The sequence below is a fragment of the Polynucleobacter sp. es-EL-1 genome, from assembly GCF_018687975.1.
Taxonomy (GTDB): Bacteria; Pseudomonadota; Gammaproteobacteria; order Burkholderiales; family Burkholderiaceae; genus Polynucleobacter.
The window spans coordinates 1,725,132-1,747,629 of sequence record NZ_CP061310.1 but is presented as its reverse complement, the minus strand read 5'-3'; the positions used below and the strand labels follow the sequence as shown (position 1 = coordinate 1,747,629).

19 protein-coding genes are annotated in these 22,498 nt (G+C 46.6%); 9 read left to right on the top strand and 10 right to left on the bottom strand.

Translation table 11 applies throughout. The features are described from left to right. Positions 1-29: 29 nt before the first annotated feature. The 6 genes from hpf to FD974_RS08850 all read right to left on the bottom strand — a co-directional run bounded on the left by hpf (position 30) and on the right by FD974_RS08850 (position 4,124). Positions 30-353: a ribosome hibernation-promoting factor, HPF/YfiA family gene (gene hpf / locus FD974_RS08875; RefSeq protein ID WP_215364338.1), complete on the bottom strand. Its 324-nt coding sequence runs from the start codon at positions 351-353 to the stop codon at positions 30-32. A 187-nt stretch (positions 354-540) separates the two neighbouring features. Next, on the bottom strand, positions 541-1,308 hold the full coding sequence (gene lptB, locus FD974_RS08870; RefSeq protein WP_215364337.1) for an LPS export ABC transporter ATP-binding protein: 768 nt from the start codon (positions 1,306-1,308) through the stop codon (positions 541-543). Then, positions 1,305-1,808, bottom strand: coding sequence for a lipopolysaccharide transport periplasmic protein LptA (gene lptA, locus FD974_RS08865; protein WP_251374585.1), 504 nt, complete (start codon positions 1,806-1,808; stop codon positions 1,305-1,307). The genes lptB and lptA overlap by 4 nt, the downstream gene beginning before the upstream one ends. A gap of 65 nt (positions 1,809-1,873) precedes the next feature. After that, complete coding sequence (lptC, locus tag FD974_RS08860) at positions 1,874-2,518, bottom strand: LPS export ABC transporter periplasmic protein LptC (protein WP_215364335.1); 645 nt, start codon at positions 2,516-2,518, stop codon at positions 1,874-1,876. A gap of 11 nt (positions 2,519-2,529) precedes the next feature. After that, complete coding sequence (locus FD974_RS08855) at positions 2,530-3,102, bottom strand: HAD family hydrolase (protein ID WP_215364334.1); 573 nt, start codon at positions 3,100-3,102, stop codon at positions 2,530-2,532. A gap of 29 nt (positions 3,103-3,131) precedes the next feature. Beyond that, on the bottom strand, positions 3,132-4,124 hold the full coding sequence (locus FD974_RS08850) for an SIS domain-containing protein (RefSeq protein WP_215364333.1): 993 nt from the start codon (positions 4,122-4,124) through the stop codon (positions 3,132-3,134). 11 nt (positions 4,125-4,135) lie between these two features. Between FD974_RS08850 and FD974_RS08845 the strand changes: the two genes are divergently transcribed. Continuing rightward, the gene (locus FD974_RS08845; RefSeq protein WP_215364332.1) at positions 4,136-6,115 is read left to right on the top strand and encodes a monovalent cation:proton antiporter family protein; all 1,980 of its coding nucleotides are present in this window, start codon (positions 4,136-4,138) and stop codon (positions 6,113-6,115) included. A gap of 21 nt (positions 6,116-6,136) precedes the next feature. Here FD974_RS08845 and uvrA read toward each other — a convergent pair whose 3' ends face one another. Continuing rightward, positions 6,137-9,025 (bottom strand): excinuclease ABC subunit UvrA, encoded by a 2,889-nt coding sequence (gene uvrA, locus FD974_RS08840; RefSeq protein WP_215364331.1) that lies wholly within the window; start codon positions 9,023-9,025, stop codon positions 6,137-6,139. Positions 9,026-9,062: 37 nt separating this feature from the next. Here uvrA and FD974_RS08835 point away from each other — a divergent pair, with 37 nt between their 5' ends. Further along, positions 9,063-10,253 carry an MFS transporter gene (locus FD974_RS08835; RefSeq protein ID WP_215364330.1) on the top strand — a complete coding sequence of 397 codons (1,191 nt, stop codon included), beginning with the start codon at positions 9,063-9,065 and terminating at the stop codon, positions 10,251-10,253. A gap of 42 nt (positions 10,254-10,295) precedes the next feature. Then, positions 10,296-10,751, top strand: a complete 456-nt coding sequence (ssb, locus tag FD974_RS08830; protein ID WP_215357521.1) for a single-stranded DNA-binding protein — start codon at positions 10,296-10,298, stop codon at positions 10,749-10,751. Between the two features lie 69 nt (positions 10,752-10,820). On the opposite strand, the gene queF is transcribed toward ssb, so the two are convergent. From queF to ilvA, 3 genes are read right to left on the bottom strand one after another with little or no spacing between them, the layout of a single operon-like run. After that, a complete protein-coding gene (gene queF, locus FD974_RS08825) occupies positions 10,821-11,648 on the bottom strand; it encodes an NADPH-dependent 7-cyano-7-deazaguanine reductase QueF (RefSeq protein ID WP_215364329.1) in 828 nt (275 codons plus the stop codon). Further along, the gene (locus FD974_RS08820) at positions 11,648-12,556 is read right to left on the bottom strand and encodes a 5'-nucleotidase (RefSeq protein WP_215364328.1); all 909 of its coding nucleotides are present in this window, start codon (positions 12,554-12,556) and stop codon (positions 11,648-11,650) included. The genes queF and FD974_RS08820 overlap by 1 nt, the downstream gene beginning before the upstream one ends. Positions 12,557-12,570: 14 nt before the next feature. Beyond that, positions 12,571-14,091 carry a threonine ammonia-lyase, biosynthetic gene (ilvA, locus tag FD974_RS08815; RefSeq protein WP_215364327.1) on the bottom strand — a complete coding sequence of 507 codons (1,521 nt, stop codon included), beginning with the start codon at positions 14,089-14,091 and terminating at the stop codon, positions 12,571-12,573. 134 nt (positions 14,092-14,225) lie between these two features. Here ilvA and FD974_RS08810 point away from each other — a divergent pair, with 134 nt between their 5' ends. Genes FD974_RS08810 through ubiB form a run of 6 tightly spaced genes read left to right on the top strand, consistent with a single transcriptional unit; the run spans position 14,226 to position 22,442 of the window. Further along, positions 14,226-18,065, top strand: a complete 3,840-nt coding sequence (locus tag FD974_RS08810) for an FAD/FMN-binding oxidoreductase (protein WP_215364326.1) — start codon at positions 14,226-14,228, stop codon at positions 18,063-18,065. Then, entirely contained in the window at positions 18,065-18,454 is a 390-nt protein-coding gene (locus FD974_RS08805) for a gamma-butyrobetaine hydroxylase-like domain-containing protein (RefSeq protein WP_215364325.1), read from the top strand. Before FD974_RS08810 ends, FD974_RS08805 begins: the two co-directional genes overlap by 1 nt. 26 nt (positions 18,455-18,480) lie before the next feature. Continuing rightward, entirely contained in the window at positions 18,481-19,224 is a 744-nt protein-coding gene (gene ubiE / locus FD974_RS08800; protein ID WP_215364321.1) for a bifunctional demethylmenaquinone methyltransferase/2-methoxy-6-polyprenyl-1,4-benzoquinol methylase UbiE, read from the top strand. Between the two features lie 55 nt (positions 19,225-19,279). After that, positions 19,280-20,179 carry a Tim44 domain-containing protein gene (locus FD974_RS08795; protein ID WP_215364319.1) on the top strand — a complete coding sequence of 300 codons (900 nt, stop codon included), beginning with the start codon at positions 19,280-19,282 and terminating at the stop codon, positions 20,177-20,179. A 52-nt stretch (positions 20,180-20,231) separates the two neighbouring features. Then, positions 20,232-20,849 carry an SCP2 domain-containing protein gene (locus tag FD974_RS08790; protein ID WP_215364318.1) on the top strand — a complete coding sequence of 206 codons (618 nt, stop codon included), beginning with the start codon at positions 20,232-20,234 and terminating at the stop codon, positions 20,847-20,849. A gap of 6 nt (positions 20,850-20,855) precedes the next feature. Continuing rightward, positions 20,856-22,442: a ubiquinone biosynthesis regulatory protein kinase UbiB gene (gene ubiB / locus FD974_RS08785; protein ID WP_215364317.1), complete on the top strand. Its 1,587-nt coding sequence runs from the start codon at positions 20,856-20,858 to the stop codon at positions 22,440-22,442. The last annotated feature ends 56 nt before the right edge of the window (positions 22,443-22,498 follow it).

Sequence of the window (22,498 nt, the reverse complement as noted above, 5' to 3'; positions counted from 1 at the left end):
ATTGATTATAGGTGTCCTGACGGCCAAGATTACTCAAAATGCTTTTCGTGATGATGATCTTGGATTTTTTCTTTGTGTTTAACAACTTGACGCTCCAGTTTGTCCACTACTGCATCCATCGCATGGTAAAGATCGGCATTATGGGCTTGGGCAAATAATTCCTTACCCTTTAAGTGAATGGTGATCTCAGCGGATTGACGAAGATCTTTCTCTTTGGCGTTATCAACAATCAAAAATGCAGAGGCATCTAGTACGTGATCAAAGTGCTTACGAATTTTGGCTAACCCAGTTTCAAGGTGAGTACGCATGGCGGGGGTAACTTCGACATGACGGCTATTAATTTTTAAATTCATCAGCAGCTCCTATTCAAAGCAAAATGCATGCGCAAATAATTACCCGGGGTGCGCAGCAAGCCCCTGTAATGTTTCTATTTGTTCTATCTGGAATTGAATTTCATGAACCTCCAGCGTATCAGCGATTTTGCTGAAAACCAAGGGGGCAGATCATATTTATTAAATAAATATTGAAAAAACCAAAAAATTACATGCGGAAGTTTTCGCCCAAATAGACTCTTCTGACAGCATCATTTTGAATAATCTGGTCTGGCTTTCCTTCGGCAAGAACGCTACCTTCGCTGATGATGTAAGCGTGGTCGCAGATGCCCAAGGTTTCTCGAACATTGTGGTCGGTGATGAGCACCCCAATTTGACGATCTCTTAAAAACCGAACAATTCTTTGAATCTCACCAACGGCAATTGGATCTACGCCTGCAAAAGGTTCATCGAGGAGAATAAATTTTGGCTGGGAAGCGAGGGCTCGCGCAATTTCAACACGCCGCCGCTCTCCACCGGAAAGTGATAGCGCTGGATTGTTGCGTAGGTGGCTTATTTGGAGCTCTCCAAGAAGCTCATCTAGTCTTTCGGCAATCTGTGACTTGGTGAGCGGTTTACCACCTTGCACTTGAAGTTCTAGAACCGCTTGGATATTTTCGGCAACATTCAGTTTTCTAAATACTGAAGCTTCTTGCGGAAGATAGGATAGACCCATGCGGGCGCGTTCGTGGATGGGTAAGCGAGTGATATCGGCGCCATCTAAAACAATATTGCCACCGTCAAGAGGCACCAGACCAACAATCATATAAAAGGAGGTGGTCTTACCAGCCCCATTTGGCCCTAACAATCCCACAACCTCTCCGCACTTAACCTCTACGGAAACATCGCGAACTACTGTGCGAGAACCGTAGCGCTTTTGCAAGTGATGGGCACTTAAGGTCGGAGTAGTTGGCTGGCTATTCAAATCCGCATTCATTTTTGTAGTGTAGCTTTTCTTCTTGGTGACAGGATGGCTCTAGCTTGTGGTAAGTCATCTGGCTTTGCATTGGCTTGAGGGCTTACTTGATAGTATTGTGTGACATCGTCATAGTCAATTTTCCAGCCACGCAATTGATCAATCATTTGCATGTTGTCTAGACGTTTTAGGCTGGCATCGCCAGTTAAGGTAAGCAGTTCGGTTTTGGCGTTATAGACCACTGTTTGCCCACGTCCTTGCATAAATTCATCTGCGGGACCTTCACGTTTTTGTCTAAAGCTGGCAGTGGTATTGGCATTACCTTTGACATCGACATACTCATAACCTTCAGGATCAACTTTAATGTTGCCTTTTTCGCCGGTAATCAAAATGCTGCCCTTGATCAAAATGAGTTCACCCTCAAGATCATAGACTTGTTGCACATCGTTAATAGATACTTTTTCAGCTTCTAAAATGATGGGTTTATCTTGATCTGCTTTTTCAGCATAAGCTACTTGCATGCAGAAAATGATGCAGCTGCAACTTAGTAGAGTTGCAACAGAAAAGCTTCTTGAGCCATGAAATCTCATGGCTGCGTCCCTGATGGAGCTCGCTCAATACGCCCCTTTACTTTTCCTGCTAAAGCCATGCTTTGTTCAATATTATTGAAGATGCCACCATCAGTTGATTGCATGATGGAAAGTCCTTGTTCAAGCGTAACAGGCTTATCTGTCTCAATCACATCATCATTAATCAGAACCTTGAAATACGAAGAGCGTGCCAGCATTCGAGGTTTTGCAGGCTCAGCGCTGGTTGCCGCTTGGGGCGGGCGATAAATTTCAGCGTTATTGATTAAATCCAAAATTGTTAGGTCACCATCAAGATGGCCAGTATCGGCTTTTACGGTGATGGGTGTTTTTTCTGGTGGGAATAAACGCATACGGGGAACATCAATATCAATGGAGGCATCATCATCGTAATGAATCACCTTTTTGCCTAAGACCCGATATTTTGTGTATCCAAATTCATTGAGTGCAGACAGCGCACCATTGGTGATGGTGTAATCAGGTTCATGCAGTCGTACTCGCTCAATTGCAGATTTTTCTGCGGGCGTATTTTTTTTAACGAGCCAGAAGGTGCTGAGGGTCAAACCTCCCATCAAAATTAAAGGCATCAAGCGTAGGATGCCACGCCATAAGCCTAATTTAATTTGTTGAGAATTGATATGCATTACTTAAAGCCTTATGAGCGGGCTTGCGCGAGCAGCTCGTCATATCGATTTTGTGCTTTGAGAATCAAATCACATACTTCGCGAACCGCTCCACAGCCACCAGCTTTGCTAGTAACAAAATGAGCGATTTCTTTTACGGCCTCATGTCCTTGTGCTGGACAAACTTTTAAACCAGCCGACTTCATCATTTGGAAATCGGGCCAATCATCTCCCATCACGGCGCAATCAGAGGGTTTTAGTTTCAGCGCTTGCAAAGTGTTTTCCAAAGCCAAAGCTTTGTTCTCAACACCCATATGCACCTGTTTAATGCCTAGCTCTTCGCAGCGCGCTAGAACCATTTTGGAAGTGCGACCGGTGATGATGGCGGTTGGGATTCCCACCTTTTCTAATAGCTTGATGCCAAGACCATCTTGTATGTCAAATGCTTTGAGAGATTCTTTGCCGTTATCACCAATAAATACCTGGCCATTGGTCAGCACGCCATCTACATCCAATACCAGTAGTTTTACTGTACCTGCCCGCTCCCAAGCCTGTGGATGCTGACTTAAGGGATTGGTGTTGTGAGTATTGAAGGCGCTAGGCATATGGAAAGACCAAGGGGTTTGAGGTTTACTTAAATGACTTTTGCGGCAAACAAGTCATGCAGATTCAAGGCGCCAAGTAGGACACCAGAAGCGTCGGTGACCACTAAATGGTTGATGCGATGTTTTTCCATCATTTCAATTGCTTCTTCAGCAAGCAAATCAGGAGGAATGGTGCGAGGCGCAGAGGTAATGGCATTTTTGAGAATTAAGCCATCTAAATTAGTGCTCTTTTCTAGCAAGCGACGTAAATCACCATCGGTAAAAATACCGACAACTTGATTTTTTTCATCAAGCGTAACAACCATACCCATTCGTTTGGCCGTCATTTCCAGTAAGGCATCTTGGAGCGAGGATGAAATAGAAATCTTTGGGGTTTCCTCAAAGCTACGCATCACTTCGCTGACATGCATTAATTGTTTACGCCCTAAACGTCCGCCAGGATGTGAGCGTTGGAAATCTTCCGCTTGAAAACCACGCGCATCGAGAAGAGCAACTGCAAGAGCATCTCCCATTGCAAGAGCCGCTGTGGTGCTAGTGGTAGGGGCAAGATTAAGAGGGCAAGCCTCTTTCTCAACGCTAGTGTCTAAATGTGCATCAGCCAATTTAGCTAGTGAAGAATGAGGAGCGCCAGTGAGGGCAATGAGCTTTGCGCCAGTGCGCTTCACAATCGGGACGATGGTGAGAAGTTCATCTGTTTCGCCCGAATTGGATAGAGCAACAAAAACGTCATCCCGTGTCACCATGCCTAAATCACCATGACTAGCTTCGGCTGGATGGACAAAAAAAGCAGGAGATCCCGTAGAGGCAAAGGTGGCAGCAATCTTGCGTGCAATATGGCCAGATTTACCGATGCCAGAGACAACGATACGACCTTTGCAGTCATGCAAGAGGTCTACAGCCCGTACTAGGGCATCAGCGTTAGAGCCTTCTAGGCGATCACGCATTGTGTGCAGTGCAGCAGCCTCAATGGTGAGGGTGTCACGCGCAAGCTTTAGGGTTCGGTCACGAGTCTTCGCTATCATGGGGTGAGTATATGCCGTCAGTCCTTCAGTTAACTCTCATCTTGCTGGCCTCTGGTGTGGCCGGGGTAGTTATTTTCCGCTATTTTGGGCTACCCCCTATTTTGGGCTATTTAGCGATTGGTGTCCTCATTGGGCCTCATGCCTTTGGCTTGGCGAGTGATTCAGCCACAGTGAAGTATTTGGCCGAATTTGGGGTGGTTTTCCTGATGTTCTCGATTGGCTTGGAATTTAACCTCCACAAGCTCAGGGCTATGCGCTCCATCGTATTTGGCTTGGGTGGCAGCCAGGTCATTTTGACAATGCTTTTGGCAGTTCCAGCCAGTCTTTTGCTCAATTGGGCCTATCCCATTTCGTGGCAGGCAGCTATCGCACTGGGAGGTGCTTTAGCGATGTCTTCTACGGCTATTGTTACTAAACTCATTTCAGACCGCTCAGAGCTAGAAACTGAGCATGGCCGCAACATCATTGGCATTTTGTTATTCCAGGACTTGGCAGTAGTTTTTCTACTGATTTTGATACCCTCCCTGGGAAGTAACCCAAGCGATTTATTTCTTGCCCTCTCTACCGCATCGATCAAGATTGCGGTAGCGCTGATTCTCATTTTCTTTATTGGCCAGACCTTAATGAGTCGGTGGTTTAGTGTGGTTGCAAAGCTAAGATCACAAGAGCTGTTCATGCTCAATTTGTTACTGGTAGTTTTGGGGATGTCTGCGCTGACAGAGCATTTTGGATTATCGCTAGCTCTGGGAGCATTTTTGGCCGGTATGTTGATTGCAGAAACTCCTTATCGCCATCAAGTTGAGGAGGACGTCAAGCCATTTAGAGATGTATTACTTGGCCTATTTTTTATCACTATCGGCATGCTATTAGATTTTCAAGTGATCTATGAGCAATGGTTACTTGTCTTACTTCTTCTGATTGGCCCATTAATCTTTAAATTTGGCCTCATTGCACTGTTGTCACGTGCTTTTGGATCTAGCCCTGGTGTTTCTATTCGAACTGGTTTATGTCTTGCGCAAGCAGGTGAATTTGGATTTGTATTACTTAATCAGATCGATGGCCTGAATTTAATTGATCCGGAGTTAAGTCAAGCAGTTTTGGCAGCAATGCTGCTGTCGATGTTTGGTGCACCTTTCCTGATTCAATACAGCGACCGGATTGCAATGCGCTTCTCTAGTAATGAATGGTTATTGCAGTCTTTAGCGCTGACTCGAGTGGCTGCAAAAACAGTTCGTACTGAAAATCATGTGGTGATCTGCGGCTTTGGGCGATCAGGTCAAAGTCTTGCGCGGATGCTTGATCAAGAAAAGATTCCTTACATTGCTTTGGATATGGATCCAGACCGAGTCAAGGAGGCAGCAGCAGCTGGTGATAACGTGGTGTATGGCGATGCTAGTCGCGAAAATTATCTCGTTGCCGCCGGCCTAGTAAGGGCAAAGGCTGTGGTGATTACTTATGCAGATACACCAGCTACCTTAAAAGTATTGCATCAAGTGGAGCATCTTCGTCCCGGCATGACTGTATTGGTTCGCACTAAAGATGATGCTGATTTAGCAAAGCTTCAGGCTGCTGGTGCAACTGAAGTGGTACCAGAGTTAATTGAAGGAAGTTTGATGATGGCTTCCCATGTATTACTCATGATGGGTGTTCCAATGCGTAAAGTGGTGCGTCGCATTACGAGTGCGCGCGAAGCACGTTATAGCTTACTGCGTGGTTATTTTAGAGGTGTAGAGGATGATCCAGACTCTAAGGAATCATGGCGTTTGCACTCGGTGACCTTATTGCCTGAATCGGCTAGCATTGGTAAAACGCTAGAAGAATTGCACCTTGAAAACGAGGGCGTCAGCGTTCAGGCTGTGCGTCGTAAGGTTGGTAATGCTGACTATATCAAGCTTGAACTCGCGCCTAATTTACGATTACAGGCAAATGATATTTTGGTTTTATCAGGCAATTCAGAAGCGACTGATTTAGCCGAATCTAAATTGCTCTGATAAAGCGCGTCTAATACGACATTATTTCTTTTTCGTACTCGCGGCTAGCTTCCGCTTTAACAGCGGCGCTAAATAGTGGCCGGTGAAACTCGCTGAATTTTGCGCTACCTCTTCAGGTGTTCCTGTGGCAATAATTTGTCCGCCACCAGCACCACCCATTGGTCCCAGATCGATAATCCAATCCGCAGTTTTAATCACATCGAGATTGTGCTCAATGATGACGATAGTGTTGCCTTGTTTCTTAAGAGTTTGTAGGACTGTTAGCAGCAATTGAATATCATGAAAATGCAGGCCAGTAGTTGGCTCATCTAATATGTACAGCGTTCTACCAGTATCCCGTTTGGAAAGTTCAAGCGAGAGTTTGACGCGCTGCGCCTCTCCTCCAGAAAGTGTCGTCGCGCTTTGACCCAGTTTGACGTAGCCCAAACCAACATCTAGCAAGGTTTTGAGTTTGCGCTTAACAATGGGTACTGCTTCAAAGAACTCATGGGCTTGCTCAATGGTCATTGAAAGCACTTCATGAATGTTCTTGCCTTTGTAGCGGATATCGAGTGTTTCACGGTTATAGCGTTTCCCGTGGCAAATATCACAAGGCACATATACATCTGGCAAAAAGTGCATCTCGACTTTAATGACGCCATCACCCTCGCAGGCATCACAACGGCCTCCCTTGACGTTGAAGGAGAAGCGACCGGCTTCATAGCCGCGCTCACGCGCCGCAGGAACACCGCAAAAGAGTTCGCGAATCGGTGTGAATACGCCGGTATAGGTTGCAGGGTTCGATCGAGGGGTACGACCTATCGGCGATTGATCGACGCTAATGACTTTGTCGAAATACTCTAAGCCCTTAATAGCATCATGCGCTGCTGGTTCAGCATTGGAACCATAAATATGCTGCGCAACTGCGTGATGCAGCGTGTCATTAATGAGAGTGGATTTTCCTGACCCAGAGACTCCCGTGACACAAGTCAGTAGCCCCACTGGAATCTTCGCATGGACAGATTGCAGATTATTGCCTCGTGCCCCAATAATTTCGAGGAACTTATCATTTACAGGGACGCGCTTTTCTGGGACGGCAATGCACTCGCGCCCAGATAAATAGGCACCGGTTAAAGACTTGGGATTGGCTTCTACTTGGGCAGGTGTGCCCTCAGCAACGACCTCACCACCATGAATACCAGCCCCTGGGCCAATATCAATCACATAATCAGAGGCGCGAATCATGTCTTCATCATGCTCAACTACTAAAACACTATTGCCTAGATCACGTAAGTGTTTGAGGGTACCAATGAGGCGATCATTGTCGCGTTGATGAAGTCCAATTGAAGGCTCATCTAATACATACATCACGCCCGTAAGACCAGAGCCAATCTGGGATGCCAAGCGAATACGCTGCGCTTCCCCACCAGAAAGAGTGTCAGCGCTGCGCTCAAGCGAAAGGTAATCCAAACCCACATCGTTCAAGAAGCGTAAGCGCGAACCAATCTCTTTCACAATCTTGTCGGCGATTTCACGTTTCGCACCTTTGAGTTCTAGTGACTCAAAATACTCTTTTGCTGCTTTAAGGGGAAGTGCACTGATTTCATAAATAGCGCGGGATTGTTTACCTTCACCCACTTTGACAAAGCGTGCTTCTTTGCGCAAACGACTGCCGTTACATGATGGACAGGTTTGCACGTTTTGGTAGCGTGATAATTCTTCACGTACGGTTGCAGAATCCGTCTCGCGATAGCGGCGCTCAAAGTTGGCAACAATACCCTCGAAAGCATGCTCACGAATACTATTCTTACCGCGCTCATTGATGTATTCAAATGGAATGGTGACATCGCCAGAGCCAAGCAAAATGAGATCTTGCTGTTTCTTATTCAGAGTTTCAAAGGGTTTCTCGACATCAAAGCCACCATGCTTGGCGAGTGTCTGCAAGAGTTTGAAATAAAACTGATTGCGACGATCCCAACCCTTGATGGCGCCTGAAGCTAGCGATAGATCTGGATGGGCAACGATGCGCTTGGGATCAAAAAAGGATTGATGCCCAAGGCCATCGCAAGAGGGACATGCACCCATCGGGTTATTAAAAGAGAAGAGGCGTGGCTCGAGTTCTTGCAAAGAGTAAGAGCAAATGGGGCAGGCAAACTTGCTGGAGAAAATCATCTCTTTGCCAGTATCCATATTGACGATCATGGCTTTGCCATCAGCTAGGCGTAATGCAGTCTCAAAGGATTCCGCTAAGCGTTGGGTAATATCAGGGCGCACTTTAATGCGATCTACCACTACTTCAATGGAATGCTTGTCATTTTTCTTGAGGGTTGGTAACTGGTCTACCTCAAAGATCTCAGCTTTAGCCGTGTTGGTCGTACCACCGCCAGAGCGAACCCGAAAACGGACAAAACCTTGTGCTTGCAGGTCTTGGAATAAATCAACAAATTCCCCTTTACGCTCACTGACTACGGGAGCCAGAATCATGAGCTTAGTATCTTCTGGCATCGCTAAAACGGTATCGACCATTTGAGAAACGCTTTGAGCTTCCAGGGGGAGATCGTGATCTGGGCAGTGTGGGGTGCCGGCGCGAGCAAATAACAAGCGCAAGTAATCGTGGATCTCAGTCACAGTACCCACAGTTGAGCGTGGATTGTGGCTAGTAGCCTTTTGTTCAATCGAGATTGCCGGCGAGAGGCCTTCAATGGTGTCGACATCGGGCTTTTCCATCATTTGCAAGAACTGACGGGCATAGGCAGACAAGGATTCCACATAACGACGTTGGCCCTCGGCATACAGGGTGTCAAAGGCGAGTGAACTCTTGCCAGAGCCAGAAAGGCCTGTAAGGACGACCAATTTCTCTCTAGGGATGTCTAGATTGATATTTTTGAGGTTGTGCGTGCGTGCGCCGCGGATCTTAATTTCGTTATTCATGATTTTTTAGCGTAACTTGTTAATATAGCTCTTTCCCATGAATCCTTCTGAACTTCGCTCCACTCTGGCCTTAGCAGGCATCTTCGGTCTCCGTATGCTGGGCCTCTTTCTGCTTTTGCCGGTTTTTAGCATCCACGCACATGGTTTGCCGGGAGGGGAGCATGCATTATGGGTGGGCCTGGCCCTGGGCATTTTCAATATTGTGCAGGCCTGTTTTTATATACCTTTGGGAAGGCTTTCTGACCGCATTGGCCGTAAACCAGTAGTTTTATGGGGGCTTTCTCTTTTTGTAGCGGGTGCTTTAATTTGCGCCGCAAAAGATGATCTGCTTTGGATTGCGATTGGTAGGGGTGTCATGGGGGCTGGCGCAGTTTCTGCGGCGATTTCTGCTTGGGTAGCTGATTTGACGCGTGAACAAGTGCGCACGCGTGCAATGGCCCTGGTGGGGGGCAGCATTGCACTTTCTTTTGCGCTTTCACTGGTAATCGCTGCGCCGATATATCGCGTCATTAGCCTGAGCGGAATTTTCATGGTGCTGGCAGTCTTGGGTGTGATTGCCATGTTCGTGACCTACTACGTTCTGCCAAGTTCAAAGCCCGAAGCAAAAGTTCAACAAGCAAGCCTCAAGGAAGTGTTTTTTCGGCCTGAACTCATGCGTTTAAATGCGGGTGTATTTGTTTTACACGCTACACAAGTGGCAATGTTCTTAGTAGTGCCACGCTTATTGGTGCAAGCGGGACTACCGCTCGCATCCCATTGGCAGGTATATCTCCCCGTCGTTTTACTTTCTTTTTTCTTGATGGCGCCGATTCTCATTTTTGGTGAGAAGAAGCAGCAATTACGCACGATTCTTTTGTTTGCGATTGTGTTGCTATTGATTGCGGAAGTGCTTTTTACTAATACTGTTTCAGTCTTATCTATCGCAGTTGCTTTATTGATTTACTTTGTAGGATTTAATTTATTGGAGGCTTTACAACCTTCATTGGTATCCCGCTTTGCCAAAGAATCTAAGGGCACAGCATTAGGGGTTTACAACACCACCCAGTCAATTGGGCTGTTCTCAGGGGCTGTTATTGGGGGTTATCTCATGGATAGCCACGGCGATTTATCAGTCTTTGCAATGGGGGCAGCGCTCTTAATTTGCTGGCTTATAATTGCTTGGTCGATGCGTGAATTACCTGCAAAAACAGTGGCAAGCAATGATTCGGAAGCAAAGACATCACCTTAGCTTTACATTTAATTAACTGCATTATTTTCTTCGGGAGACAACATGGCTTCGGTAAATAAAGTCATCATCGTAGGTAACGTAGGGCGCGACCCAGAAACACGTTATATGCCAAGCGGCGATGCCGTAACTAATATTTCAGTAGCAACATCAGATCGCTATAAAGATAAGCAAACTGGTGAAATGAAAGAAACCACAGAATGGCACCGCGTTGCATTCTTTGGCAAGCTGGCTGAGATCGCTGGTCAGTACCTCAAAAAAGGTTCACAAGTGTATGTCGAAGGTCGTTTGCGTACTCGCAAATGGACTGATGCTAGTGGTCAAGAAAAATACTCTACCGAGATCGTTGCAGAAACAATGCAGATGCTTGGTGGTAAGCCAGTGGGTGGCAGTGGTGATGGTGGTGAAAGTTATAGCCGCTCAAAGCCGGCTGAACAATCTGCACCAGCATCTTCAAATGCTGCATCACTTGGTGCAATGGACGACGATATTCCGTTTTAATCCATAGCCTGTTGCTGGTGAAATATAAAAAGCCCTTGAAGAAGGGCTTTTTATTTATCTATTCAATGTTTACTGCCTTGCATGGCGCGTGTTATCTGGCCATGGGGCATTGTGATCGGTGCGAAAAGGGTTGATATCTAATCCACCCCTGCGGGTATAGCGCGCATAGACTGAGAGCTTTTCGGGCTTGCACTGACGCTTAATATCGCAAAAGATCGTTTCCACGCAATGTTCATGAAATTCACCTAAGTGTCTAAAGCCAATTAAGTAACGTAGTAAACCTTCTTCCAGAATGGGTCTGCCTTGGTAACGGATTTGTACACTAGCCCAATCTGGTTGACCGGTCACCGGGCAGTTTGATTTGAGGAGATGAGAAACCAAACATTGTTCAATGGGTCCAAAAGATTCATTGACTTGAAGAAGGCTGGGGTCTGCCCTCAGGCTTGGATCGATTTCAATATCCAATCGATCCATTAGTACGCCACTCATTTCTTGCATACCCTTTTTCGCAATAGCATCGCTTGGGCTAATGCGCGTTGCTACTTTGCTACCAGCTACTTCTGACAAATCAGTAATTAATCTTTCTCGCACAGCGTTCTCATCTTCAAAACGTGCGCTATTCAAGCTATTAAGGTAAAGCTTAAAAGATTTAGACTCAATCATGTTTGGAGAATCTGCTGGCACCTGAAACTCTGCTAAGGCAATTTGTGGCTTACCTTTTTGATTGAGCCAACTTAATTCGAAGGCATTCCAAATGTCGACACCAACAAACGGTAAGGCCTGATTAGGTTGGATGCCGAGCTTGAGGCGATTCTCAGAGCGCGGAATAGGAAAAAGCAGGCTCGGATCATATTGATCTGGGTATTGCGTTGCCTGACCAAGTGGAAGTGTGGACATTAGTTTTTGGGTTTATTGGATACGCCAGAGACGACATGACCTGTAGGCGCCACTGAAGCAGCAGATTGGCAGTGACCAGTCTGATCATCAAAGAAAAAGTCAGGTTCAAACTCGCGAAGGAATTCACTTTTAGAAAGGCCGCCTAAGAACATTGCCTCATCAACATCCACACCCCACGCCATCAGCGTACGAATAGCGCGTTCATGTGCTGGTGCAGAGCGAGCGGTCACTAGGGCAGTGCGAATGCGCATACCTGTTTCACTGGTGGTGCGTTGTAGGCGATGAAGTGCTTCTAGTAGCGGTTTAAAAGGTCCAGGTGGCAAGGGAATGCCCGCCTTCTTACTCTCATGGTCTACAAATGCAACTAAACCTTCACTTTGAAATACTTGTTCGGCTTCATCGGAAAATAAAACAGCATCTCCGTCAAAGGCAATGCGGATTTCATTAGGGTGAGACTCGGCAGTCTTGCTGGATTCAGGATAGACACGTGCAGCAGGAAAACCTGCATCAATGGTTGCACGCACATCATCTTCATTAGCAGATAAAAAGAGATTGGCATGTAAAGAGCGTAGATAGTGATAGGGCGGACGTCCACGCGTAAATACACCACGCTCTAAGTGAAGACCATGGTGCTCAGCAGAACGGAAAACCCGCAGGCCGCTAACAGGATCATTGCGTGACAAGATCACCACTTCAACGCGCTGCTCACCCTCTTCATTAAAAGCTAATAATTTCTTCACCAAAGGAAAAGCAACACCAGTCTGGGCAGCTTTAGATAAGCGCTCTAATTGCAGCTTCATGTACGCGCTGTCATCGGTAGATTCGAAGATGCGATTTTCTTCTTCGAAGTCAAACAGTGCGCGCGATGAAATCGCAACGACCAGTTTTCCAGTGAGTGTGTATGACATTTATGAACCAAGTCTCATTTGAGGAATAGCTGATAAGCTGGGTTATCGGTTTCATTCCAATGCGGATAACCTAGTGATGCCAAGAAACTTTGAAATTTCTTCTGCTCATTTTTAGGTACTTGGATGCCAACCAGAATGCGACCATAGTCAGCGCCGTGATTACGGTAATGAAATAGGCTGATATTCCAATTGGGCGCCATGCTGGTCAGGAATTTCATCAGAGCCCCTGGACGCTCTGGAAACTCAAAGCGATAGAGCAACTCATCTTGGGCAAGCGCAGAGCGGCCACCCACCATATGCCGTAAGTGTGACTTGGCGAGTTCGTCGTGCGTTAGGTCGATGGTGGCAAATTTCGCCTTACGGAAATGCTTGGCAATCGTCTCGCTGTCAGAGGCCTTTTGCGTGCCGATACCCACAAAAATATGCGCTTCACTTTGATCGGCGATCCGGTAGTTAAACTCCGTGACATTGCGGTTGCCCAGCAATTCACAGAAGCGTTTGAAAGAGCCTCGCTCCTCTGGAATGGTGACCGCAAAAACGGCTTCACGAAATTCACCAACATCAGCACGCTCTGCCACAAAGCGTAGGCGACTAAAGTTCATATTCGCGCCACAGGCAATGGCTACCAAAGTTTTCTTCTTCAGGCGATGTTTTTCAACATACTTTTTCATGCCTGCAATCGCTAAGGCGCCGGCCGGCTCAAGGATGCTGCGAGTATCCGTAAAGACATCATTAATCGCTGCGCAGATTTCATCGGTATCGACAGTGATGATGTCATCGACCACGCGTTTACAAATGCGGAAGGTTTCTTTACCAACAAGCTTGACAGCCGTGCCATCAGAAAAGAGGCCCACATCCTTCATTTCAATACGCTTGTTCGCTTCAAGCGATCTTCTCATCGCATCTGAATCTACTGACTGAACACCAATCACCTTAGTCTTGGGGCTTACTGCTTTGACGTATTCCCCAATACCAGCAATCAGCCCACCACCACCAATGGCGACAAAAATGGCATCAATTGGTTCTGGATGCTGCTGAAAAATTTCCTGGGCAATCGTGCCTTGTCCAGCAATAACATCTGGATCGTCAAATGGATGAACAAAGGTGAGACCCCGTTTTTTCTCCAAAAGCTCGGAATGCTTAAAAGCATCGCTATAGGATTCACCGTGCAAGATGACCTCAACCCAGGAGCCCCCCCGAGCCTTAACAGCATCGATTTTGAGGCTTGGGGTGGTTAGCGGCATCACGATGACAGCTTTGCACTTCATTTTTGCAGCAGCGAGGGCTACGCCCTGGGCGTGGTTGCCAGCAGATGCGGCAATAACCCCGCGTTTGAGGGCTTCAGGTGGCAAATGGGCCATTTTGTTATAGGCGCCACGTAGTTTGAAGGAGAAAACCGGCTGGTTATCCTCTCTTTTGAGTAAAACTTGGTTACCTAAGCGTTTTGTGAGTTCGGGGGCTAGTTGTAGCTCAGTTTCCCTGGCCACATCGTAGACTCGGGCCGATAAAATTTTCTTTAAATAGTTCGTTGCCATGCGATGAGCGTACCATGAATGGGCTCTAAGCCCTTAGATTTGCAAGGTTTTATCCCGCCGGCGAACAAGTTTCTGCGATTCCTGCCAATATCAAGATCACTCAATTAAAATGCTTATTTATCAAATATGACGCTATGAACGCACCAATAGCATTGAATCTGTTGCAAGATGCGCAAGCGGGCTCACCCCGTCTTCGCGAGATTCCTTACAACTACACCTCATTTTCCGATCGTGAGATCGTCATTCGCCTCTTGGGCGAGGAATCCTGGCACGTCTTAAACGATTTACGAGGGGTTCGTCGCACTGGCCGTTCAGCGCGGATGTTGTTTGAAGTTTTGGGTGATATTTGGGTCGTGCAACGTAACCCCTTCTTGCAAGATGACTTGCTAGACAACGCTAATCGTCGTCAGTTACTAATTGGTGCACTGTGGCATCGGCTTGGCGAAGTAAAAAAACGCGCTAGTGGTGAATCTGTCGAACAAGTGCAAGTGTTATTGAATGCGGCACATCATGCGGTTGAAAGTTTTGAACAGGGCTTTAAAGAGGTTGCAGAGATTCGTAAACGCGCGGTCAAATCTCTTGGCCGACATACAGCTGCTGACAATATTTGCTTTGACGGTGTTTCTCGTGCTGCTCATGTAACCGATGCAACTGACTGGCGCGTTGAGTTTCCACTGGTGGTTTTAAAGCCTGACTATGAATCTGAGATTCCCGGTTTAGTCAAAGCATGTGTTGAGTTAGGTTTGACCATCATCCCCCGTGGAGGTGGTACTGGCTATACCGGTGGCGCTATTCCGCTCTATGCGATGTCAGCCGTAATCAACACGGAAAAGTTACAAGATATTGATGGCGTCAAGAGCAAAAAATTACCAGGCGTAGATCATGAAGTGTCTACGATATTTACGGGTGCAGGCGTTGTAACTCGTAGGGTATCAGACGCTGCAGAGCATGCTGGGCTTGTGTTTGCAGTCGATCCAACTTCAGCAGATGCGAGTTGCATCGGTGGCAATATTGCTATGAATGCTGGCGGTAAGAAGGCAGTACTTTGGGGTACTGCACTAGACAATTTGGCCAGTTGGCGCATGGTTGATCCAGAGGGTAATTGGTTAGATGTTGAGCGTCTGGATCACAATCTTGGAAAAATTCACGTAGTTGAAAAAGTTCGTTTTCAGCTGACTTGGTCTGATGGCTTAAGTGAACCAGGCGAGCGTATTCTCAAAACAGAGATTCTTGAAGTAGAGGGTAAGCGTTTTCGCAAAGAAGGTCTTGGTAAAGATGTGACTGATAAGTTTTTATCGGGCTTACCAGGCGTTCAAAAAGAAGGTTGCGATGGTTTAATTACTAGCGCAACTTGGATATTGCATCGCATGCCAAAGTTTATGAGAACGGTATGTCTTGAGTTTTTTGGACAAGCGCAAGAAGCGATCCCGAGCATTGTAGAAATTAAGGCTTATCTTGATGGCCTCAGTAAAGCTGGCGGACCTATTCTGGCTGGTTTAGAGCATCTCGATGATCGCTACCTCAGAGCCGTTGGTTATTCCACTAAGTCAAAGCGAAATAGCTTGCCTAAGATGGTGCTGATTGGTGATATTGCCGGAGATGATGAAGAGGCAGTAGCAGCAGCGACTAGTGAAGTCGTGCGGATGGCTAATAACCGTGTTGGCGAGGGTTTTGTGGCAGTAAGTGCCGAGGCGCGTAAGAAGTTTTGGCTAGATCGCGCCAGAACCGCGGCAATTGCAAGACATACCAATGCCTTCAAGATCAATGAAGATGTGGTGATTCCGTTGCCTCGCATGGGTGAGTACACCGAAGGTATTGAGCGTATCAATATCGAACTCTCTCTGAAAAATAAATTGCAGGTATTAGATGGCCTTGAGAGTTTCTTAAAGAAGAGTTCTCTTCCCTTGGGTAAAGGCGATGAAGACTACGACATCCCAACTGCTGAAATCTTGGGTGATCGTGTTCATCAAGCTTTAGATCTTATTGGGCGGGTAAGAGTTCGTTGGGCGGAGTGGTTGGCCAACATGGATACCCACTTCCCACGGCTGCAAGACTACAGTTTGCGAGCTTCATGGAAGACGGAGGTTCGTGCTGAGCTGCGGATTATTTTTGGCGGCCTAGCATTTGAACCTATTCTGAATGAGTTAGAGGCTATCCATAAAAATATTCTGCGTAAACGTGTTTTCGTAGCCCTACACATGCATGCGGGTGATGGCAATGTTCACACGAATATTCCTGTGAACTCGGATGACTATGAGATGTTGCAAGACGCCCATCGCGCAGTCGATCGCATTATGAAATTAGCGCGCTCATTAGATGGCGTGATTTCTGGTGAGCATGGCATTGGTATTACCAAATTAGAGTATTTAACTGAGGACGAGTTAAAAGATTTCCGTGCATACAAGAAGCGCGTAGATCCAGAAGGTCGCTTCAATAAAGGCAAATTAATGCCACATGCTGATCTGAGCATGGCCTATACACCGAGCTTTGGTTTGATGGGTCATGAATCTCTCATCATGCAGCAAAGTGATATTGGTGCGATTGCCGACAGTGTGAAAGATTGCCTACGTTGTGGGAAGTGCAAGCCAGTTTGCTCAACTCATGTACCTCGCGCTAATTTGCTATACAGCCCGCGTGACAAAATTTTGGCAACCTCCTTATTAATCGAAGCATTTTTGTATGAAGAGCAGACACGACGTGGCGTCTCGATTCGTCATTGGGAAATGTTTGATGATGTCGCAGCCCACTGCACGGTTTGCCATAAGTGTTTAACGCCTTGCCCAGTCAAAATTGACTTTGGCGATGTCACGATGAATATGCGTAATTTATTGCGCAAAATGGGCAAGCAACGTTTTAATCCTGGAACTGCCGCATCCATGCTCTTCTTGAATGCTACCGATCCAGACACTATCAAGCTGGCTCGTAAAACCATGATTGGTTGGGGTTATAAGCTTCAGCGTTTAGGGAACGATGTTTTCCGTAAGTTGGCACGTAAGCAAACTGCTCACCCTCCTGCTACTGTTAATAAGCCGACCGTAAAAGAGCAGGTCATCTTCTTTGTGAATAAGAAGATGCCTGGTAACTTGCCGAAGAAAACTGCACGCGCTTTATTGGATATCGAAGATGCCAATTACGTGCCCATTATTCGTGATCCCAAAACAACTTCTGCGGATACTGAAGCGGTGTTTTATTTCCCTGGTTGTGGATCAGAGCGCTTGTTCTCTCAAGTGGGTTTGGCTACGCAAGCAATGTTGTGGAATGTGGGTGTGCAAACAGTATTACCCCCAGGCTACCTTTGTTGTGGCTACCCTCAGCGCGGCAATGGCGACTTCGATAAAGCTGAAAAGATGATTACTGACAATCGTGTGCTTTTCCATCGCGTTGCCAATACCCTGAATTATTTGGATATCAAAACTGTCGTTGTATCGTGCGGAACCTGCTATGACCAATTAGCAGGCTATCAGTTCGAGCAGATTTTCCCGGGATGTCGGATTATTGATATTCACGAATATTTGCTTGAAAAAGGTGTAAAGCTCAGCAATGTCACTGGTGTGAAATACATGTATCACGATCCTTGCCACTCCCCGATGAAGTTGCAGGATCCATTGAAAACAGTGAACGAACTCATTTCCCAGGAAGATGGCAAAGCAATTTTGAAGAATGATCGTTGCTGTGGTGAGTCTGGAACTCTTGCTGTTACACGTCCTGACATTTCTACGCAAGTGCGTTTTCGTAAACAAATCGAAATGGAAAAAGCAGCCAATGATTTGCGTAAGGGCGACTTTACTGGCGATGTTAAAGTGCTCACCAGTTGCCCATCTTGCTTGCAAGGCTTAACCCGTTTTGATGCTGATAGCAACACAACAGCTGACTACATCGTTGTTGAGATGGCTCAAAAATTACTAGGTAAAGATTGGATGCAAGATTATGTTGCAAAAGCCAATCAGGGTGGTATTGAAAGGGTGTTGGTTTAATGATTCCTACAAACGTAGTGGTGCATCAACAATCGAAGGTGCTGGAGTTGGGTTATGAGAATGGCAAAACATACCGCTTACCATTTGAGTTTTTAAGGGTAGTTTCCCCTTCTGCCGAGGTTCAAGGTCATGGCCCTGGCCAGGAAACCTTGCAGACAGGCAAGCGGGAAGTCCTGATTGCCAATATTGAACCCGTGGGACATTACGCTATCAAACCCTCTTTTTCAGATGGTCATGATTCTGGTTTGTATTCATGGGATTACTTACAGTTCTTATGTGAAAACCATGAGCAATTATGGAAAGAGCATTTAGATAAATTGGCTGCTGCTGGTTTGGATCGTGATGCCCCTATGAATGTTGCTGGCGGCAAATCTTGCGGCTCACATTAAGCAATATCGCGTAAGGCAAAGAAGATATGAGTAAGACCCATTTTGGATACCAAAGTGTTGATGAGGCTGAAAAAGCAGGTAAGGTAGCTGAAGTATTTCATTCGGTTGCAAGTAAATATGATGTGATGAACGACTTCATGTCATTTGGTCTGCATCGCTTGTGGAAGAAGGTGACTATTGCGCGCGCGAATGTGCGCCCTGGCCAAAAGGTTTTGGATATTGCCGGTGGAACGGGTGATTTAGCTGCAGCTTTTGCACGTGCGGCTGATTGGGGGCGCAATCAAGATGCTCAGGTTTGGCTTAGCGATATCAATGCTTCTATGCTCGGGGTTGGCCGAGATCGTTTGTTAGATCAAGGATTAGCTTTGCCTTGTGTGCAATTTGATGCTGAGCAGATCCCTTTCCCAAATAATCATTTTGATGTAGTTACCGTAGCCTTTGGTTTACGAAATATGACCCATAAGGAAGTTGCTTTAGGTGAGATGCTGCGGGTGATCAAAGCGGGTGGACGGGTCTTGGTGTTGGAATTCTCAAAACCGGATGCTTTTTTACAGCCTGTTTACGATGCCTACTCGTTTAAGGTGCTGCCGTGGTTGGGTGAAAAGATCGCGCAAGACGCAGATAGTTATCGTTATTTGGCCGAGTCTATTCGAATGCACCCAGATGCCCAAACCCTCAAGGAGATGATGCTGGGGGTGGGTTTTGATGAGGTTCAAACCCACAGAATGACTGGGGGTATCGTAGCCCTACATATTGGTATTAAATACTAGTAATCTGCACAATCAGCAGTTCAGAATTTAGAGCAGTTTCATAGGAGATGAATAGATGAATAAGCATTTTTTCAAAGCGGTACTCGTAAGCGCGAGTTTGATATTTGCTTCCATTGGCCATGCTGATGCTAAGCGCCTTGGTGGCGCTAGAAGCTTTGGTAAAGCGCCAAGCGCCCCAATGCAAAAACAAGCAGCACCGGTTCAAAAGCCTGCGCAGCCTGCAGCTGCACCCGCGCCTGCAGCTGCTAAACCGGCGACTCCAAATCGTTTTGGCGGAATCCTGGGTGGTCTGGCAGCGGGTCTAGGGATCGGCTACTTGCTATCCCATTTTGGCCTAGGTGAAGCAGCAGCTTCAATGGTCACTGGTTTGTTAATTGCTCTATTGGTTGGTTTTGCAATTATGTTTGTGATGAGAAGAATGTTGCCTGCCTTGTCTGGTGCCGGTAAAGGCAACCCAATGGCTCAAGCTGGAATGCAACGCGCTAACTTAGATCAAAACCAGAGACAGGAGCCGGCCTTTACCCCTGCAGCGAATGCTTTTGGTGGAATTGCGGCTGAGCCCGCTCCCTTTCAGTCAACCTTGCCGCCAGGATTTGATGAATATGCATTCTTAGATAATGCAAAGCAATACTTTGTCAGCCTGCAAAAAGCATGGGATCAGGGTGATATGGCTGCTTTGCGTGAATACACTACGCCCGAGATGTTCAATACCATTGAGCAAGACCTCTCTGGCCGTGCTGATAGCGCTAACCAAACCGACGTTGTTACCCTCAACGCCCAACTATTAGGCATAGAGACTGCGGATAATACTTACTTCTGCAGCGTTCAGTTCAGCGGTATGATTCGCGAGCAAGTCGGCGCTCAAGCCAATAATTTCTCGGAAATTTGGAATTTAAGTAAGCCAGTATCTGGCCCAGGCGGTTGGGTACTAGCGGGTATCCAGCAGTTGGTTTAAGCTTAAGGTACTTTCCATTGAAAGCCCGCACTTGTGCGGGTTTTTTACACTTATGAACGTCGTTTCACAATCTACCCATCATTTTGCGGCAGCCGCTGCCTGCCAAGGCATTAACCATGTCCTCAAGTCTGAGCCTTGGGCGATGCGTGAGTTAGCAGCCCATGCAGGTAAAACGGTTTTGCTTCAATTGCCACTTGGCAATCTTTGCGTTGAGATAAGCCCCGAGGGTTTATTGGCACCCTTAACTGAATTTGAGCAAATCTCTCTTGAGTTAAATATTTCTTCGGCTGCTTTAAATAACCTATTGAGCCAGGTCGGAAACATCAAGGAGCAGGCAATCAAGTCGGTCAAAATTACTGGTGATGCTGATTTGGCGCAACTGATTGGTCGCTTGGCTGGTCAATTACGCTGGGAGTATGAGGAAGATTTGGCTCGTATTGTGGGCGATGTGCCCGCCAGTTTTGCCGTGCGCCAGGGGAAGAAATTCCTTTCTGCGGGGCGCTTGGCAGTTTCCGATCTTGTAGAGAACGCTGTTGAGTACGTTACCGAAGAGAGAAAAGTGCTTTTGAATGTGCGAGATTTTACGATTCACAAACATGAATTAAATGAATTGCGTGATGCGGTAGATCGCATGGAGAAACGCATTCAACTTCTAGAGAAAAAAGGTTAATTCATCGTGCGTCGACTTGCTCGTCTTTCGTTTATTTTTTTCACTGCTTGGCGATACGGCATGTTGCCCTTGCTGCGCGATATTCTCAAGCCTGGCATTAAAAAAGGTCTAGTAACGATTCTATGTTGGATATCCCCCGGTCAAGATTTACCTCGGGGGGAGCGGATCCGTTTGACGCTAGAGGCGCTTGGCCCCATCTTTGTCAAGTTTGGACAGGTGCTCTCTACCCGACGTGATTTATTGCCAGAAGATATTGCTAATGAATTGGCGAAGTTGCAAGACCAGGTTCCGCCATTCTCCAATGAAGAATCTTGTCGTTTAATTGAAGTAGCACTTGGTCAATCCATTGAAGAAATATTTATTAGCTTTGATGCCACTCCTGTTGCCAGCGCTTCTGTTGCTCAAGTGCATTTCGGTTTGTTGCGTGGCACCCTGAAACACCCTGAGTGGGAGGGTCGTGCTGTAGCAGTCAAGGTATTGCGCCCAGGCATCTTGCCAGTGATTGATGGAGATCTTGCTTTGTTATATGACTTAGCAAAAATCATTGAGCGCAGTTCAGAAGATGGTCGTCGCTTAAAGCCTCGCGAGAATGTAAAGGAGTTTGATACTTATTTACATGATGAATTAGATCTGATGCGAGAAGCAGCAAATGCCAGCCAGCTTCGCAGATATTTTGTTGACTCTACCAAGTTGATGATTCCAGAAATGTATTGGGATTTATGTCACACCAATGTCATCGTCATGGAAAGAATGCATGGTATCTCTATTGGGAGAACAGCAGAGTTGCACGCTGCAGGCGTTGATTTTAAAAAGTTGGCTGCTGATGGTGTGGAGATCTTTTTTACCCAGGTATTTCAGTATGGCTTCTTTCATGCAGACATGCATCCAGGAAACATCATGATCAGTCTAGAGCCACAAACATTTGGCCGCTTCATATCTTTGGACTTTGGAATTGTTGGAGCGCTCAGTCAATCTGATAAAAGTTATCTTGCTCTAAATTTCTTGGCATTTTTCAATCGTGATTACCGACGCGTGGCGGAATTGCATATTGAATCTGGTTGGGTTCCGGCAGATACTCGCGTGGAGGAGCTCGAGGGCGCCGTCCGTTCCGTTTGCGAGCCTTACTTTGACCGCCCCTTAAAAGAGATTTCTTTGGGCATCGTATTGATGCGGTTATTTCAAACGTCACGTCGTTTTAAGGTGGAGATTCAGCCTCAGTTAACCCTGCTCCAAAAGACCTTGTTAAATGTTGAAGGGCTGGCTCGGCAGCTTGACCCTGATTTGGATTTATGGAAAACCGCTAAGCCGATCTTAGAGAAATGGGTCAGTCAGCAGCTTGGGTGGCGCGCCCTAGTCGATGGGGTCAAGGCTGAGGCGCCTACTTGGGCGCAGATTTTGCCCACCTTACCGCGCCTGATAGCCGAAAGCTTAGCCCGTGACCGTGGGGCACAAAAAGAGCAAAATCTTGAATTAGAGGTCCTAAAAGGTCTTTTGCAGCAAGAAAGGCGAACCCATCGCCTATTGGTGGGCGCCCTGCTCTTTGCAGGTGGTTTTTTGCTCGGAATATTGATTATTGGCCTTGGGCTGCATTAGTCTGTCGCCGGTCCTCGCTTAAACCGCTAAAATGCCAGGTTAGGCAAAGCTTAAGC